Raw genomic sequence first — 16391 nt, 5'->3', positions numbered from 1 at the left:
GCGGCCTGAACCTTTTTGCAAAGAAAACCATGTCCCAAGAAATCCTCGACCAAGTGCGCCGCCGCCGCACGTTTGCCATCATCTCCCACCCTGACGCAGGTAAAACCACGCTGACCGAAAAACTGTTGCTGTTTTCAGGTGCGATTCAAAGCGCGGGTACGGTAAAAGGCAAGAAAACCGGCAAATTCGCCACCTCCGACTGGATGGAAATCGAGAAGCAGCGCGGCATTTCCGTGGCATCCAGCGTGATGCAGTTTGACTACAAAGACCACACCGTCAACCTCTTGGACACGCCGGGACACCAAGACTTCTCCGAAGACACCTACCGCGTTTTGACCGCCGTTGACAGCGCCTTGATGGTCATCGACGCGGCAAAAGGCGTGGAAGCGCAAACCATCAAACTCTTGAACGTCTGCCGCCTGCGCAATACGCCGATTGTTACGTTCATGAACAAATACGACCGCGAAGTGCGCGACTCTTTGGAATTGCTGGACGAGGTGGAAAACATCCTGCAAATCCGCTGCGCGCCCGTCACTTGGCCAATCGGCATGGGCAAAAACTTCAAAGGCGTGTACCACATCCTGAACGATGAAATCTATCTCTTTGAAGCGGGCGGCGAGCGCCTGCCGCACGAGTTCGACATCATCAAAGGCATCGACAATCCCGAATTGGAACAACGCTTTCCGTTGGAAATCCAACAGTTGCGCGACGAAATCGAATTGGTGCAGGCGGCTTCCAACGAGTTCAATCTCGACGAATTTCTCGCCGGCGAACTCACACCCGTGTTCTTCGGCTCGGCGATTAACAACTTCGGTATTCAGGAAATCCTCAATTCATTGATTGAATGGGCGCCCGCGCCGAAACCGCGCGACGCGACCGTACGCATGGTCGAGCCGGACGAGCCGAAGTTTTCCGGTTTTATCTTTAAAATCCAAGCCAATATGGACCCGAAACACCGCGACCGCATCGCCTTCTTGCGCGTCTGCTCCGGTAAATTCGAGCGCGGCATGAAGATGAAACACCTGCGCATCAACCGCGAAATCGCCGCCTCCAGCGTGGTAACCTTCATGTCGCACGACCGCGAGCTGGTGGAAGAAGCCTACGCCGGCGACATCATCGGCATCCCGAACCACGGTAACATCCAAATCGGCGACAGCTTCTCCGAAGGCGAACAACTGGCATTTACCGGCATCCCCTTCTTCGCACCCGAACTGTTCCGCAGCGTCCGCATCAAAAACCCGCTGAAAATCAAGCAACTGCAAAAAGGCTTGCAACAGCTCGGCGAAGAAGGCGCGGTGCAGGTCTTCAAACCGATGAGCGGCGCAGATTTGATTTTGGGCGCGGTCGGCGTGTTGCAGTTTGAAGTCGTTACCTCGCGGCTGGCCAACGAATACGGCGTAGAAGCCGTGTTCGACAACGCATCCATCTGGTCGGCGCGCTGGGTATCGTGCGACGACAAGAAAAAACTGGCGGAATTTGAAAAAGCCAACGCAGGCAATCTGGCGATAGACGCAGGCGGCAACCTCGCCTACCTCGCCCCTAACCGCGTCAACTTAAATCTGACGCAGGAACGTTGGCCGGACATCGTGTTCCACGAAACGCGCGAGCATTCGGTTAAACTGTAAAACGCAAAGGCCGTCTGAAACTTTCAGACGGCCTTTTTTTCATTCGATATCAACCCAATAAATCCCAAGCAAACTTCCCAATGGTCAGGCACAGCAGCAACATAAATCCGTAACGCAGCTCAAATATTGTCTTATTTTAGCTTTTAGCACCTCACCAAACATTTTCGGAATAAATGTTGACTTTAACCTTAAGTCAAAGTTTATACTTTGTGCTCCTTCAGTTATCACATAGGCGAAAAACATGAAAAAACTTATGACTTTTATCACACTTAGCGCTGTTGCAATTTCAAATTATGCCCAAGCTAATGAACAACCGCATCAAGCACACATGAATATGCCAATGTCGACAGGTTCTGCAATGCAACAAGAATTAATGCAAGGTATGAATCAAATGAATCAAGACATGATGGCAGCTGCGCAATATAAAGATCCTGATGTTGCTTTTGCAGCAGGTATGTTGCCACACCATATTGGCGCAGTAAAAATGGCGGAAGTTGAATTAAAATACGGAAAGGATCCTGAGATGCGTAAGCTTGCTGAGGATATTATTAACGCACAACAAGCGGAAATTGAACAAATGCAAAAATGGCTTAAAGCACACAACAAAAAAAGCTCCGTAAAATGATCTGACCCCAAAAGTTAGACTGATTTAGTTCAAGGACTGAGTTCTGTAATTCACAGAGCTCAGTCCTTTTAGTTTCCCCTGAATGCGCTCATGGTTGTAATAATGAATGTACTCATGAATCGTTTTTTCCAGTTGTTAGAACGTCTCAAATCATTTACCGTAATAACATTCCATTTTTAATCGTCCAATTGATGACCTTTGCCGAAGCGTTGGCCGCTCAAAAATCATAGCCGTAAAAGCGGACGAACACAAAAGCCAGCAGGCTGCCCGTCCCCGGCCCGAACACGCCCTCGTAAAAACCGATTAACGCGCCGAAAAATAAGCCCCATAAGGTTTCGCGGCGCGTCAGCTTTTCAGTGCGTACCGTCTGCCCCAAGTCTTTTTTCAAAAAAGTGTACAGACACATGGCAATCATGATGACCAACATCGCCGGTTTCATGTATTGCATAGGGAAATACACCACTGTTTTCGCGCCCAAATATGAAGCGGCAAATGCCAACGCCGCGGCAGGCAGCAGCATTTTCCACGGCACAGGAATTCGGCGCAGATATTGTCCCGTCGCAGTCAACGTGCCGCAGCAGGAAGCAAATTTATTGACACCCATCACCGAGGCCACAGGCGTAGCGTTTGGCAATAGGTTGAATAATCCGGGAATCTGCAACAGCCCGCCGCCGCCAACCGCTGCATCCATCAGCCCGGCGGCAAAGCCGACCAACACCAGATAATAAAAAAACGAATCTGCAAGCATAATGTCCATCTCTAAAAAGCAAAGCGATTTTGCGCGTGTTTGCCTGTCCTGACAACCTACAAGGCCGTCTGAAAACCATACGTTCAGACGGCCTTTTGTTATTTGGCAATGTTTACAGCTTATTGCTTACGCTTGTCCCACCATGCAAACAAGTTGCCCAAAACCGTTCCCGATACAGAGTGCCAAACGCAGGCAACGGCGGCGGCAACGGCAGACTCGGCATTACCGGGGAAGAATTTAGCACTCAAACCGGTGGCAAGTCCGGCATTTTGTACGCCAACTTCGATGGCAAGGGTGCGTTTTTTGGCGGTGTTCATGCCGGTCAGCGCACCGCTGTAATAGCCGAGGATGTAGCCGCCGATGTTGTGGGCAGCGATGGCGAGTACCATCACGAAAGCGGATTCAGCAAAGCGGTGGCCATGAACGGCAGCAACGCCACCAACGATACAGGCAAACGCGACAACAGCAACGGCTGGCATAATCGCGCGCACGTCTTCAAACCAATGTTTTTTATGCAGCAATATATTGGCGGCAGAGCCGATAACGACAGGCAACAGGGTAACGAGCAGCATAAATTTGAACATGCCCCAGCCGTCCATTTCGACGGTTTGTCCGACCAAATAAGTCATCCACAACGGCGTCATCACAGGCGCAAGGACGGTGGAGACGGTGGTCATACCGACTGAAAAGGCGACATCGCCTTTAGCCAAAAAACTCATGATATTGGATGAAACGCCGCCCGGGCAGGTGCCGACCAAAACCAAACCCAGTGTCAATCCGGGCGAAAGGTCAAAGGCTTTGGCAATGCCGATGGCGAGCAAGGGCATAATCGTATATTGGGCGATTGCGCCGATAAAAATATCGAGCGGACGTTGCGCCAGAATTTGATAATCTTCTTTGCCCAAAGTCATGCCCATACCGAGCATGATGATGCCGAGTACGACGACTTGCGTATCGCCTTTTACCCATGAGAAAGTGGCAGGCTCAATAAAGGCGATGATGGAGGCAAGGACGATAATCAGGGCGGTGAAGCGGGTCATTTGCCGACTGATAGCGGTCAGAAAGTTCATGTTTTACTCCTTTGTATGTTCTTATCATGACAATAATTGCCATAATTTAACACATGTTAACTCTTTAGCGCAATAACAGTCACGAAACAGGAAGCCCACCTCCAATAATGTTTAAAAATAAACTCAACCGGTTCCATCCCATATCGACACAAAGGCCGTCTGAAAGTTTTCAGACGGCCTTGTTTTATCTGTTCGTTATCGATTTATTCGATATTTTGAACCTGTTCGCGCATTTGTTCGATTAAGACTTTCAGTTCAACCGAAGCTTGCGTGCATTCGGCAGCGATGGCTTTGCTGCCCAAAGTATTAGCTTCACGGTTTAATTCTTGCATCAAGAAATCCAAACGTTTACCTGCACTGCCCTTGCCTTCGGTAACAATGCGGCGCACTTCGGCGATATGGGTGCGCAAACGGCTGAATTCCTCATCCACATCGGATTTCTGGATGAACAAAGCAAATTCCTGTTGCAAGCGGTCGTTGTCGATATTGCCGACGGCTTCTGCCAAACGGGCTTTGACTTTATCCATATGCGCTTGCAGAAGGCTTGGGAACAATTCGTTCAAAGCATCCACAATCTCTTCCATGCCGTCCAGACGTTGCAGCAGGTGCTCACCCAGTTTTTTGCCCTCGCGTTTGCGGGCGGCTGTAAACTCTTTCAACGCGCCAGTCAATAAATCTTTGACACCTTTCGCCAAGGCCTCGGAGTCTTCGCCCTGGCCTGCCAAAACGCCGGGGAAACGCAAAACGTCGGCCACGCTCAATTTAGCAAAATCATGTTCCTTGCGCCAAGTTTTGTTCAAATGCGCCAGTTGGGCAACCAAATCCTGATTGACTTCCAAAGTTTGTCCGCCCGAGGAGGCATCCTGCAGCTGGATGCGGCATTCCAATTTACCGCGCGCCACAGCTGCGGCAATCTGTTCGCGCAACGCGCCTTCCAAATAGCGCAATTCTTCCGGCATACGGAATTGGACATCCAAATAACGATGGTTGACTGCGCGGATTTCCAAATTAACCCGCTTGCCGCCGCATTCGCCTGCGGCATTGGCAAAGCCGGTCATGCTGTGGATTTGAATATTTCGTCTTGTAGCCATGGTTTTACTCCGTTTCCAAATACGAGTGAAAGTATGGACACTATAACACACCCGACCGACGATTTTCAGACGGCCTTTGATGCCAAATTCCTCTATAATTCAAGGCAACCTATTTTTCATTCCGCCCAAAAGGATCATCATGAGCGACTATACCCGAACCGGCCGCGCCGCCGACAGCCTGCGCGACATCAAAATTACCCCCAATTTCCTCCCCCATGCCGACGGCTCCTGCCTTATCGAGTGTGGCAACACCAAAGTGATTTGCACTGCCTCCATCGACGAAAATGTCCCACCGTTCCTGCGCGGTAAAGAACAAGGCTGGGTAACGGCCGAATACGGTATGTTGCCGGCTTCCACTGCCTCCCGTATGCGCCGCGAAGCCGCCGCGGGCAAACAGTCCGGCCGCACACAAGAAATCCAACGCCTGATCGGCCGCTCGCTGCGTGCCGTCGTCGATATGGAAAAACTCGGCGAACGCCAAATCCTGATTGACTGCGATGTTATCCAAGCCGACGGCGGCACGCGTACCGCCTCTATTACCGGCGCCTACGTTGCCCTGCAAATCGCTGTGGACAAACTCCTTTCAGACGGCCTTATCAGCGAAAACCCGATCCGTGAAGCCGTTGCCGCCGTTTCCGCCGGCGTGGTGGGCGGTGTACCGCTTTTGGACTTAGACTATCCCGAAGACTCAGGCTGCGACAGCGACGTCAACATCATCATGACCGCATCCGGCAAAATCATCGAAATCCAAGGTACAGCCGAAGGCGCACCGTTCAGCATCGAAGAATTGGGCAAACTCATTGCCCTCGCGCATAAAGGCATTGCCGAATTGGTTCAACACCAAAAGGCCGCCCTTTTGTCCCAATAAGCAGCAAGGCCGTCTGAAAGATTTCAGGCGGCCTTTTTTAACCCCGTCCATTTATGCGCATTTACTCAAAAAAGCGCGTCCCATCCTTGAATTTCATGTAAAAAATAGTAATAATAACCCTTTTTCCAGCAAACCAAGCTGCCTGACAACCCCCACAAGAAAGCACGAAACATGGCGTTAATCGTACATAAATACGGCGGCACATCAGTAGGCTCGCCCGAACGCATCAAAAACGTAGCCAAACGTGTCGCCAAAGCCCGCGCCGAAGGACACGACATCGTAGTCGTCGTATCCGCCATGAGCGGCGAAACCAACCGACTGGTCGCACTGGCGCACGAAATGCAAGAGCATCCCGATCCGCGCGAACTCGACGTCGTTCTCGCTACCGGCGAACAAGTGACCATCGGCCTGCTGGCCATGGCCCTGAAAGACATCGGCGTTGACGCCAAGAGCTACACCGGCTGGCAGGTTGCCCTCCAAACCGACACTTCCCACACCAAAGCCCGCATCGAAAGCATCGACGACGAAAAAATGCGTGCCGACCTCGCCGAAGGTAAAGTTGTTATCGTAGCCGGTTTCCAAGGCATCAGCAGCGAAGGCAATATCTCAACCCTCGGCCGCGGCGGCTCCGACACCTCCGCCGTTGCACTTGCCGCAGCCCTCAAAGCCGACGAATGCCAAATTTATACCGACGTAGACGGCGTTTACACCACCGACCCGCGCGTCGTACCCGAAGCACGCCGCATGGACACGATCACATTCGAAGAAATGATCGAATTGGCCAGCCTCGGCTCAAAAGTTTTACAAATCCGCTCCGTAGAATTCGCCGGAAAATACAAAGTGCGCCTGCGCGTACTCAGCAGCCTGCAAGAAGGCGGCGACGGCACCCTGATTACCTTTGAAGAGGACGACAACATGGAAAGAGCAGCCGTAACCGGTATCGCATTCGACAAAAACCAAGCCCGTATCAACGTACGCGGCGTACCCGACAAACCTGGCGTTGCCTACCAAATCCTCGGCGCAGTTGCCGATGCCAACATCGAAGTCGACATGATCATCCAAAATGTCGGCAGCGAAGGCACAACCGACTTCTCCTTCACCGTTCCACGCGGCGACTACAAACAAACCATCGAACTCCTGCAGCAACGCCAAGACAGCATCGGCGCCGCCTACATCGACGGCGACGACACCGTATGCAAAGTCTCCGCTGTCGGCTTGGGCATGCGTTCACACGTCGGCGTAGCCGCCAAAATCTTCCGCACCCTCGCAGAAGAAGGCATCAACATCCAAATGATTTCAACTTCCGAAATCAAAGTATCCGTCCTGATTGACGAAAAATACATGGAACTGGCTACCCGCGTTCTGCATAAAGCATTCGACTTAGACAACTAATTCCAGCCTGTTAAAAAGAGGCCGTCTGAAACGATAAAGTTTCAGACGGCCTCTTTTTATTTCCATTACATCAATCAATAATATATTAATGAAAAATCTACTTTAGCTCAAAACAGCGTAGCCTGGCTTATTATTACCCTTGTTAATTTCATTATATATTCAATATTTTACAACCATCCACCTTCGCCGTTTAATTCCAAAAACATACCACTTAACCTAATTTGAGAAAAATAAACAAATCTGTAATAAAATAGAACAAAAGTACAAACAATTATCTACGCTCATCAATAAAAACAAATTTCCCCCAATTTTCTCCTAACTTAAGAAGGAATCCTAATATGAACGTATTAAACAAATTCGGTATGCTGATCTTGTCTGCTTCCCTGCTGGCAGCCTGCGGCGACTCCGGCAATAAAGGCAGCAGCGACAAACCAGCCGAACAAGTCGCTCAAAGCAAATCTAGCCCGGCCAATAAATACGAAAAAGCCCTGAGCGAATTCCCGGAAGCAGATCCTAAACTGGCCGAACCTATCGTCATTTCCGATAAAAAATCTCCGGACGGTCTTGCCGAATTACAAAAATTCATTCATTTCACCACCGGTGAAGAAGCACAAAACATCGGCAAAATGGGACAAGAATTGCAACAACTGGCCAGCCAAGGTAAAGAAGCCGAGACTTTAGAGCAGATGAAAAAATTGACTGATGCACTGGAGCAATTCCATCAGAGCGCAGCTGCCCTCGATATCAAAGATCCTGAAATCAAAGCAGTTTTAGACCGAACTATACAAGTCAGCAGTGCTGCCAACAACCTGATGATTTATGCAGGTAAGCATGCTTCTGAGCTGACTATCAACGGCAAAGATAAAGATTCACTCAAATTTGCCAATGATTTCCAAGAAAAATCTCAAAAATTGCAAGAAACCCTACGTGCAGCCAATCAAGAAGTACAAAAAGCTGCCGAAGCTTTAGGCAAAAAATACGCCCAATAAGCCTATTGTTTCCGATAAATCGGTGGTATCGGCAACATCGATACCACCTTTCCAAACCCTAAGTCAGGTTGAATACAATGAATAATCTAAACCCTTCACTCCCCTGCCCACACTGCCATGCCCCAATCCAAGGCGGATTGGTTAAAGGTTTGGCCGCAGTCAAAGAATGTCCTTCCTGCCATAAAAAGTCAAATTCAAAAAGCCGCCTGTTGGCGAATATTTCAAAGCTTTGCTGAAACCTTTCGCTATTTTTGTAGTAGTTGTCTGTATCGTAGCGGCAATACTGATTAGCCTGTTTGGTACATTCCCCCCATATATCAGTACGGCATTAATTATAGGCTTTCTTGTCTACTACATTATCCCGATTCAAAACAAACTTTCATCTTTTGAAAAAGACGAATAAACATATACGTTGCCCATCCAATCTACTTTACCGGATGGGCAATACCTTATACGGCCCAATAAAAAAATAATGAAATCGTCCCCATTTTCTTGTCCTCATTATTCCAATCCGATTCAAGATAGTGCATTCAAAGGACTGAAAAGCATTAAAGAATGCCCGACCTGCCACAAAAAAGTCCGCTATAAGTAGCCGACTGCAAAAGAAATCCGCCAAGCGACATGGAAAAAGAGCGTTATTTTCCTTGCCCTGCTGACCTTATACCTTGCCTTTCTAATTGCACTATTTCGCGCAGATATTCCTTTTACGTATCTCATCTTTCCTATCATGCTCTATTTGGTTGCAGTCTTCCAGCCTGCCATCATCAAGCTTTCTTCATTTGAGAAAGACAAATAGTCTGCTTTCAGACGGCCATCGCCTTCAATGACAAGGTTTGGCCGATACCGATTCTAATCCTTATCCCCGATATTCTATCCAAGGCTTTTATTACATGAAACGTCCAGTCCCTGTTACCATCGCCACCGTTCTCTATTTCATCCTAACTACCCTTGTCTGCTTTACCACTGTTGCTCTTGCGATTTATTCGGGCGATTTACTGATAGAGGTTGCAGCCTTGGCATTCCCTTTCCTGCCTTGGTGGCTGTCTATGCCCCTATACTTCATCCTCCTTTCCTTACCGGTATTTATTGCTGTCGGCCTGCTTTCAGGCAACCGTTCTGCCCGTTGGCTGGCTGTTGTGCTGGCAGCCGCTTCACTGATCATGGTGTATAGCGATATGGCGAGCTATAGTTCTCAACAAATCATTATTCAATCCATTCTCCACCCTGTTTTGCTGCTCCTCATCTTCAATCCGGTATCCAACCGCTATTTCGCCAATGCGGCCTCAAAAACCGAATCCTAAACCATCGGATTTTGACTTCAAAAAAACTTAAGGCCGTCTGAAACCCTTGCCCTTACGCAAATCTTTTTCAGACGGCCTAAAATAGAATGGCCTTTTCAGACTGTCTTTTCCTAAGGCAGCCCTTCATACAAGCAATAATGCGTTTCCCTTAGCAGCTTTAAATACCAAACTGTAAGCAAACAAACCCATGAAATCAGTTTTTCCTATTTTCTTTATCCTGCTCAACTTATTCTTCATCCTCTATTTGCGACGCAAGCTATCTATATGGATTCGTTTGGCACTTTACTTGTCTATCGGTGGACTGTTTTATTTATGGATGTCCAACAAATCTGCCCTAACCTCCCTATTTGCACACACCCTGTCATTACAGCCATTCGACGTATTTCATGAGACAATCGGTTTTTCATTATTGGTTACAGTCTTCCTCAATCTGTTTGACTTGCTTGCCGTACCTTCGATTGTCCGTTTCCCCAACTTAATCCTCAAAAATCCCCAACACCACCATCAGTCTGTTCAATGGTATCTTGCCAATACTTCCCTTTTTGAACGCTTTTTCCACTATTTCTACTCTTTCTGCTGTTGCCTCATGTTTTATGGTATATGGCACGAAGCCTTCCGATAATCAATCTAAAAAACAAAGGGACATCAACAAAATGTCCCTTTGTTTATATTCAGACGGCCTTGAATATCTTCAACACTCAATCCTTCCCTTCTCTCGAAAAATGCTCAATCTCGAATCCACTCTGACGATACGCTCGGAAACGGTCTCGGGCTTCGGCCAAATCTTCTAAGCTGTTGCCCACAATTTCAAGGATACGGTTTGGAATGGCCGGAGCTTGGCTCCAGAAATCGGCAGACAGGTTTAAAACCGTGCAATCCTGCGGAATATTCGGCAATGCATTTCCAAACGCAAGCAATACCGGCGTTTCAGACGGCATGGGGTCGGTAGGCAGCCAAACTTCATGCGGAATAAAGCTTTCGGGAATCTGCTGCCATAAATCAACGTCTAGTTGCTGCACTGCCGCAACAGAATCCGACCACACCAAAATCTGCCCGCCATCGCGTATGGCGCGCGCAATCAGGCGGCAGGCAAAGGCGGCAGGCTGGGCGACGTGTGTATAAAAAGTGGCTTTAGGCATGGCGTATTCTTTCGTTTGAGCAATGGTTTTGCCGTTTTCAGACGGCCTTTTTGGTTTTCAACAATCTCAAGGCATTGCCCAACACCAGCAGCGAGCTGAAACTCATGCCGAGTGCGGCGATCCACGGCGTCACGTAACCAAACACGGCCAGCGGAACGGCAACCAGATTGTATGCGCTCGCCCAAGTCAGGTTTTGGCGGATGATTTGATGGGTGCGGCGTGCCTGTTCCATCATCACGGGCAAAACGTTCAAATCATCATTGAGCAAAACCACATCGGCCCCGTCTCGCGCCACATCGGCACTCGTGGCCACGGCAGCCGACACATCGGCTTGGGCAAGGACGGGGGCATCGTTGATCCCGTCGCCGATCATCATGACTTTACGTCCTTGTTTTTGCAGATTTTCTACATAAGCCAGCTTGTCTTCCGGCGTGGCTTCGGCACGATAGGCATCCAAACCCAGCTCTTGCGCAACTTGGGCTACGGCAGCTTGACGGTCGCCGCTTAAAAGGTGCAGACGGATGCCGTGTTGTTTCAGGTTTTGCAACATTTCAGCGGCGCTGTCTTTGATTTGGTCTTCCAGCAAAAAGGCCGTCTGAAAACCGCTTTGATTGCCCAAGAAAATAATGCTGCCTGTGTGGTCGATATGGGCAAATGTTTCAGGCAGATTACCGGCGATTTCCGAAACAAACGCCGCTTTGCCCAAAGCCCAAACTTGGGTTTCGCCATCAAATTCGATTTGTGCGCTGACGCCGTGTCCAATACGATTGACCCGTTGCTGCACTTTCACATCAAGCGCGGATACAGGGCCGTCTGAAAGCGTATGGTTCAAAATGGCACGGGCGATGGGGTGTTCGGATTGCTGTTCCAATGCTTGGGCGATAGCAAGGGCTTGGGCTTCGTTCAGACGGCCTGCAGATAATATACGGCTGACGGAAAGCTGTCCTTTGGTCAGCGTACCGGTTTTATCGAACACGACATCGTCAATTTGGGCAAGCGTTTCCAGGCTTTGTTTGCCGCTGATGAGAATGCCGTCTTTGGCCAGCGCACCGGTAGAAGCGGCCAGCGCGGTCGGTGTGGCAAGCGACAAGGCACAGGGGCAGGTGATGACCAGCAGGGCAACGGTAATCCATAAGGCTGTGTGCGCGTCGGCATACCAAGCCCAGCCGATAAAAACGGGAATAGCAAGCAAGAGTTCGCCAAACACAAAACTGGACGCGTATTTTTCGGCCAACTCGGCGGCACGCGGTTTTTGCGCCAGCGCACGGTCGAGCAGTTTGACGATATGGGACAGGCGCGTGTTGCCGCCGGTATGGTCGGTACGGATGATTAAAGGGCTACTGGTGTTGAGCGTGCCGGCGGTTACTTTTTCAGACGGCCTTTTCAAGATGGGCAGGCTTTCGCCGGTCAACATGGCTTCGTTAACTTCGCTCTCGCCGGACAAAACCGTACCGTCCACCGGAATGACTTCGCCGGGTTTCACAACAATCGTATCGCCGATATTGAGGCGGACGACTGCGGCTTCCTCGATGACTTCGCTTTCCGGATAAGAAGGCAAACGATGGCAAAATGCCGGAACCAGCTTGACCAACCGCTCCGCCGCATCGCCTGCTTTGCGTCGGGCAATCTGTTCCATAAAACGCCCGCCCAACAGGAAAAACAGCAGCATGGCGATGGATTCGAAATACATGCCCTGCCCTGCGTTGGTGATCAGGCTGTAAATACCCGCGATAAAGGTCATCACAATGGCAATGGCAATCGGCGTATCCATGCCGACACGGCGGTTTTTCCAGTCGCGCCATGCGCCGCGGTAAAACGGCAACGCGCTGTAAAACACAACGGGCAACACCATCAAAAAGCCGCCCCAATGCAGGATTTCCAAATAAAGCGGCTCGATGTCGCCGCCGTAAAAATAAGTCGGCAGGGCAAACATCATCGTCTGCATCATGCCCAGACCGGCCACGGCCAATCTGACGATAAACTGTTTGCGTTCCTTCTGCGCCTGCACTTCGATTTTTTGCGCATCATAAGGCGCGGCGGTATAACCGGTTTGGCGGATTTTCAGCAAAATATCCGACAATTCGATATGGGAGCCGTCCCACACCACTCGGCAGCGGTGGGTGCTGTAATTCAAATCCACGCGCACCACGCCCTTCATGCGCAACAACTGCTGCTCAATCAGCCACACGCACGCGGCGCAGGTAATGCCGCCCAGCATCAACACCGCCTCGCGTTCATCCCCTGCGCCGACCTCGACAAAATCCGCCTGCACTTCGGGCAAATCGTATAGCTTTAATTGCGACAACACTTCCGGTGGCGGCAATTCGGATTTTTCCGCGTCTGCGGTACGCTGTTTGTAATAATTGCCCAAACCTGCATCGATGATACTCTGCGCCACTGCTTGACAACCGGCACAGCAGGTTTCGTGTTCTTCGTCTTCAAAACGAACCGTCAGATGCAGATGCTCCGGGACTTCAAGTCCGCAATGGAAACAGTTTTTTTGGGGATGTGTGGAAGATGTCATAATGTGTTCGATTTATTTTTCAGACGGCCTGAAACAATCGTTTCAGGGTGTTACATTTTAGCAAAAAGCGTTTTTCCGCCTCATTTCATTTACTTTTGAATCAATAGACTGTCGAATTTTATAAAAAACATGGAAAACAAAGTATTGACCGTTTATCAAATGATGAACGGTAACATATAAATACCGTTTATCTTTAAAAACTTCCAATTATTTTAATGTAGAAATGGAACTTTTTTAAAAACTCCAATACATTTTTTATTGACCTCAATCCATTTAAGCAGCATACTTTAGGCATTCCGCGCAGACGGAAATAAAAAACACACATTTACTTATAACACTAACTTATTGGGAAACCTCACCATGATTGATCGCCTTATGCCTATCTTCGCCGTTATCGGCATTTTGTCCAGCACCGTATACCTGAGCCTCGCCGCTTGGATGCTTTACGAAAGCGTGTTCAAAAAGAAAAGCCCTCTGTCGGCATAATCCTCAGATTTAGAATTTTACGGTAAGGCCGTCTGAACATTCAGACGGCCTTGTTTCATTCCATACTATCAAGCACTTGGCTGTACGGCCAATTCAATCATCGCTTCGCGCAAACCGTCCAATCCCAAACTTTCGGCAACGGAAACATTCACACCGACGGCATGCCCGGAATTGTCGCGCAAAATGCCTGCTTCACGCATACCCGACGGCAGCAAATCGATTTTGTTGTACACCACCAATTGCGGAATTTCATGCGCGCCGATTTCTTCCAAAACTTCGTTGACATCGTCCATCTGCCGTTCAAAATCAGGATTGGAGGCATCAACGACATGCAGTAGCACATCCGCCATCGCCGTCTCTTCCAAGGTAGCGGAAAACGCCGACACCAGCTTGTGCGGCAAATCGCGGACGAAGCCGACGGTATCGGTCAAAATCACGCTCGCCTCGTACGATAGGAAAAGCCGACGCGCAGTGGTATCCAAAGTGGCGAACAACTGGTCTTTCGCCAATACGTCCGCTTTGGTCAAGCGGTTGAACAGGCTGGATTTTCCGGCATTGGTATAGCCGACGATGGCAAAGGTTTTCAGACGGCCGCTCATGCGCGATTTGCGGCGCGTGGCGCGTTGTTTGCGGACATCGGCAAGCTGTTTTTTCAATGCCGTGATTTTTTGTCCGATTAAACGACGGTCGGTTTCCAACTGGGTTTCGCCCGGCCCTTTCAAGCCGATACCGCCTTTTTGGCTTTGCAAATGTCCATAACCGCGTACCAGCCGTCCGCTCAAGTGGTTCAGCTGAGCCAGCTCCACCTGCAACTTACCTTCCTGCGATTGGGCGCGTTTGGCAAAAATCGCCAAAATCAAACCCACTCTGTCGAGGACGCGGCATTGAAGCTCTTTTTCCAGATTACGCTCTTGTGTCGGCGTGAGTTCGTGATTGAACACGACCAACCCGACATCATACTGCTCGACCACTGCCGCCAACTCTTCCGCCTTGCCCGTACCGACAAACAAAGCCGGATGCGGTTTGTCACGGCGTGAAGTTTCGATAGAAACCAAATCACCGCCGGCCGCGCTCACCAATTCTGCCGCTTCGGTCAAGGCTGTCTGAAAGCCGCGCTCGCGCGTTTCGTTTGCGCCGGAATAGTCCGCCGTCAACATCACACCGACCAAGAGGACGCGTTCGGGCTTTTCCAAAGATTTATCGACGGAAAACAGATTGCGCTTGCTCAAAAAATTTCCTTTCAGACGACCTTATGGCCGGGGCAAAGTGCTGATTAACGATTTTTCAAAATATCGGCAAAATATTCGGTCACTTCTGCCAAACGTCCGCCTTGCGCGGCATAAGGCTGCATGACGGCCACCAGCTGCTCCAATACTTCGCGCGTTTCGGTTTGCGCGTGTTCGCGGTAGAGCCACATATTTTGCATGGTCACCGTGGTCAATTCCTCGCGTACATTCAGCAAGAGCAAGTGTCGGCAAGACTCATAGCCTTGACGCAAATCGCCGGCCGCATAAGCGGTAACCGACAATTCATAATCGATATCCAACTGATAAACATTGCTTTGGACAAAAAGAATATCGTCTTTGGGGAACGGGATACGTTTCGCCATCAGGCCGATCGCATGGGAAATGCGGTATTTCCCTTCCTGACGCAGCATGGTTTGCGCAAGGTAGAGGCACTCGGCGCGGCGCGGGTTGTAATCGTAGCCTGCCAACCAAGTCGCCAAGGCTTCATCGCGTTTGCCCATTAATTTGTAGCACTCGCCCAGCTGTTGGTAAGAAACCGTCACTTCCTCTATCCAACCGCCCAACTCGATGCGTTTTTTAAACCATTCGCTTGCACGCTCGGGCATATCGGAATCCCAATAAGAACGCGCCGCATAAAAGGCGTAACGCGGTTTCAGGTCTTCATCTTCGGGGCTATAAAACGCTTTTTCCAAAGAAACGGCGTCAAGCAGGTACTTGTTCGCCATATTGCTGCGTGCGCCGAAACGGCCGCTGAGAACCGTATAGTCGCCATGAAGCGTGGCTTCGCTGGTATCTTGTTTGTCGGTTTCGATAAATTCGTGCAACACGCCGCGCCAATAGAATGTACCGTCATTACGCAACAACAGCGGACGGTAGTAAACCACGCTGCCCATGGCATTTCGCATGCTGAGGCGGTAGCGGTCGGCGGTCAGCTCGGGCAATTCCAATTTGCCTTCAAAGCGGTCGTCCGCATCAAAAATCAACACATAATCGGTTTTGCCTTTTGCGTGTTTCAACGCCTGATTGCGGTTGTATGCAAAATTTTGCCAACCATCATGATGAATCTCGCCTGCGATGCCCTTTGCATCGAAAAAGCGGCGGATCACGCCGGCAGTATCATCGGTCGAGCCAGTGTCGCTGATGACATAGTAGTCAAGTTTGATGTGGTCGGTGATGTTGGCCAGTGTTTCTTCGATGATTGCCGCTTCGTTTTTGACAATCATATTCAAGCAGATGGTTTGGGACATTTTCAATAGCCGCATTGGTTTGGAAAGGTATTATTTTAC

At 49.7% G+C, this 16391-nt stretch carries 14 protein-coding genes and 2 pseudogenes; 8 read left to right on the top strand and 8 right to left on the bottom strand.

Annotated elements, in window-relative coordinates:
- Window positions 1–29: 29 nt before the first annotated feature.
- Complete coding sequence (locus O3661_RS05495; protein ID WP_311476252.1) at window positions 30–1625, top strand: peptide chain release factor 3; 1596 nt, start codon at window positions 30–32, stop codon at window positions 1623–1625.
- A 241-nt stretch (window positions 1626–1866) separates the two neighbouring features.
- Complete coding sequence (locus O3661_RS05490; RefSeq protein ID WP_249552180.1) at window positions 1867–2250, top strand: DUF305 domain-containing protein; 384 nt, start codon at window positions 1867–1869, stop codon at window positions 2248–2250.
- Window positions 2251–2274: 24 nt separating this feature from the next.
- On the opposite strand, the pseudogene O3661_RS05485 reads toward O3661_RS05490, so the two are convergent.
- From O3661_RS05485 to O3661_RS05470, 4 genes and pseudogenes are all read right to left on the bottom strand, one after another.
- Window positions 2275–2445: pseudogene (locus tag O3661_RS05485) on the bottom strand (IS3 family transposase); the annotation flags it as partial.
- A 25-nt stretch (window positions 2446–2470) separates the two neighbouring features.
- Window positions 2471–2998: pseudogene (locus tag O3661_RS05480) on the bottom strand (sulfite exporter TauE/SafE family protein); the annotation flags it as partial.
- Window positions 2999–3117: 119 nt separating this feature from the next.
- A complete protein-coding gene (locus O3661_RS05475) occupies window positions 3118–4068 on the bottom strand; it encodes a bile acid:sodium symporter family protein (RefSeq protein ID WP_107696963.1) in 951 nt (316 codons plus the stop codon).
- A gap of 203 nt (window positions 4069–4271) precedes the next feature.
- Window positions 4272–5159: a YicC/YloC family endoribonuclease gene (locus O3661_RS05470; protein WP_371492580.1), complete on the bottom strand. Its 888-nt coding sequence runs from the start codon at window positions 5157–5159 to the stop codon at window positions 4272–4274.
- A 139-nt stretch (window positions 5160–5298) separates the two neighbouring features.
- Between O3661_RS05470 and rph the strand changes: the two genes are divergently transcribed.
- The 5 genes from rph (at window position 5299) to O3661_RS05445 (ending at window position 10331) form a co-directional block, all read left to right on the top strand.
- A complete protein-coding gene (gene rph / locus O3661_RS05465) occupies window positions 5299–6027 on the top strand; it encodes a ribonuclease PH (RefSeq protein ID WP_371492579.1) in 729 nt (242 codons plus the stop codon).
- A 171-nt stretch (window positions 6028–6198) separates the two neighbouring features.
- Window positions 6199–7419 (top strand): aspartate kinase, encoded by a 1221-nt coding sequence (locus tag O3661_RS05460; RefSeq protein WP_371492578.1) that lies wholly within the window; start codon window positions 6199–6201, stop codon window positions 7417–7419.
- Between the two features lie 338 nt (window positions 7420–7757).
- Window positions 7758–8408, top strand: coding sequence for a hypothetical protein (locus O3661_RS05455; protein WP_371492576.1), 651 nt, complete (start codon window positions 7758–7760; stop codon window positions 8406–8408).
- Window positions 8409–9298: 890 nt separating this feature from the next.
- A complete protein-coding gene (locus O3661_RS05450) occupies window positions 9299–9709 on the top strand; it encodes a hypothetical protein (protein WP_371492575.1) in 411 nt (136 codons plus the stop codon).
- Window positions 9710–9896: 187 nt separating this feature from the next.
- Complete coding sequence (locus O3661_RS05445) at window positions 9897–10331, top strand: hypothetical protein (RefSeq protein WP_141761502.1); 435 nt, start codon at window positions 9897–9899, stop codon at window positions 10329–10331.
- Between the two features lie 76 nt (window positions 10332–10407).
- Here the strand turns inward: O3661_RS05445 and O3661_RS05440 are convergent, their stop codons facing one another.
- Together O3661_RS05440 and O3661_RS05435 are read right to left on the bottom strand one after the other, a co-directional pair.
- On the bottom strand, window positions 10408–10848 hold the full coding sequence (locus O3661_RS05440; RefSeq protein WP_371492574.1) for a DNA polymerase III subunit chi: 441 nt from the start codon (window positions 10846–10848) through the stop codon (window positions 10408–10410).
- 37 nt (window positions 10849–10885) lie between these two features.
- A complete protein-coding gene (locus O3661_RS05435) occupies window positions 10886–13372 on the bottom strand; it encodes a heavy metal translocating P-type ATPase (RefSeq protein WP_371492573.1) in 2487 nt (828 codons plus the stop codon).
- 360 nt (window positions 13373–13732) lie between these two features.
- On the opposite strand from O3661_RS05435, the gene O3661_RS05430 reads away from it, so the two are divergent.
- A complete protein-coding gene (locus O3661_RS05430; RefSeq protein WP_003678791.1) occupies window positions 13733–13858 on the top strand; it encodes a hypothetical protein in 126 nt (41 codons plus the stop codon).
- Window positions 13859–13926: 68 nt separating this feature from the next.
- Here O3661_RS05430 and hflX read toward each other — a convergent pair whose 3' ends face one another.
- Window positions 13927–15087 (bottom strand): GTPase HflX, encoded by a 1161-nt coding sequence (hflX, locus tag O3661_RS05425; RefSeq protein WP_371492572.1) that lies wholly within the window; start codon window positions 15085–15087, stop codon window positions 13927–13929.
- 44 nt (window positions 15088–15131) lie between these two features.
- The gene (locus O3661_RS05420) at window positions 15132–16352 is read right to left on the bottom strand and encodes a glycosyltransferase (protein WP_371492570.1); all 1221 of its coding nucleotides are present in this window, start codon (window positions 16350–16352) and stop codon (window positions 15132–15134) included.
- Between the last annotated feature and the right edge of the window lie 39 nt (window positions 16353–16391).

The sequence above is a fragment of the Neisseria sp. 20925_1_37 genome, from assembly GCF_041433255.1.
Classification (GTDB): domain Bacteria; phylum Pseudomonadota; class Gammaproteobacteria; order Burkholderiales; family Neisseriaceae; genus Neisseria; species Neisseria flavescens_D.
The sequence above is the reverse complement of the archived record's forward strand: the minus strand, read 5'-3'. Positions and strand labels throughout refer to the sequence as shown.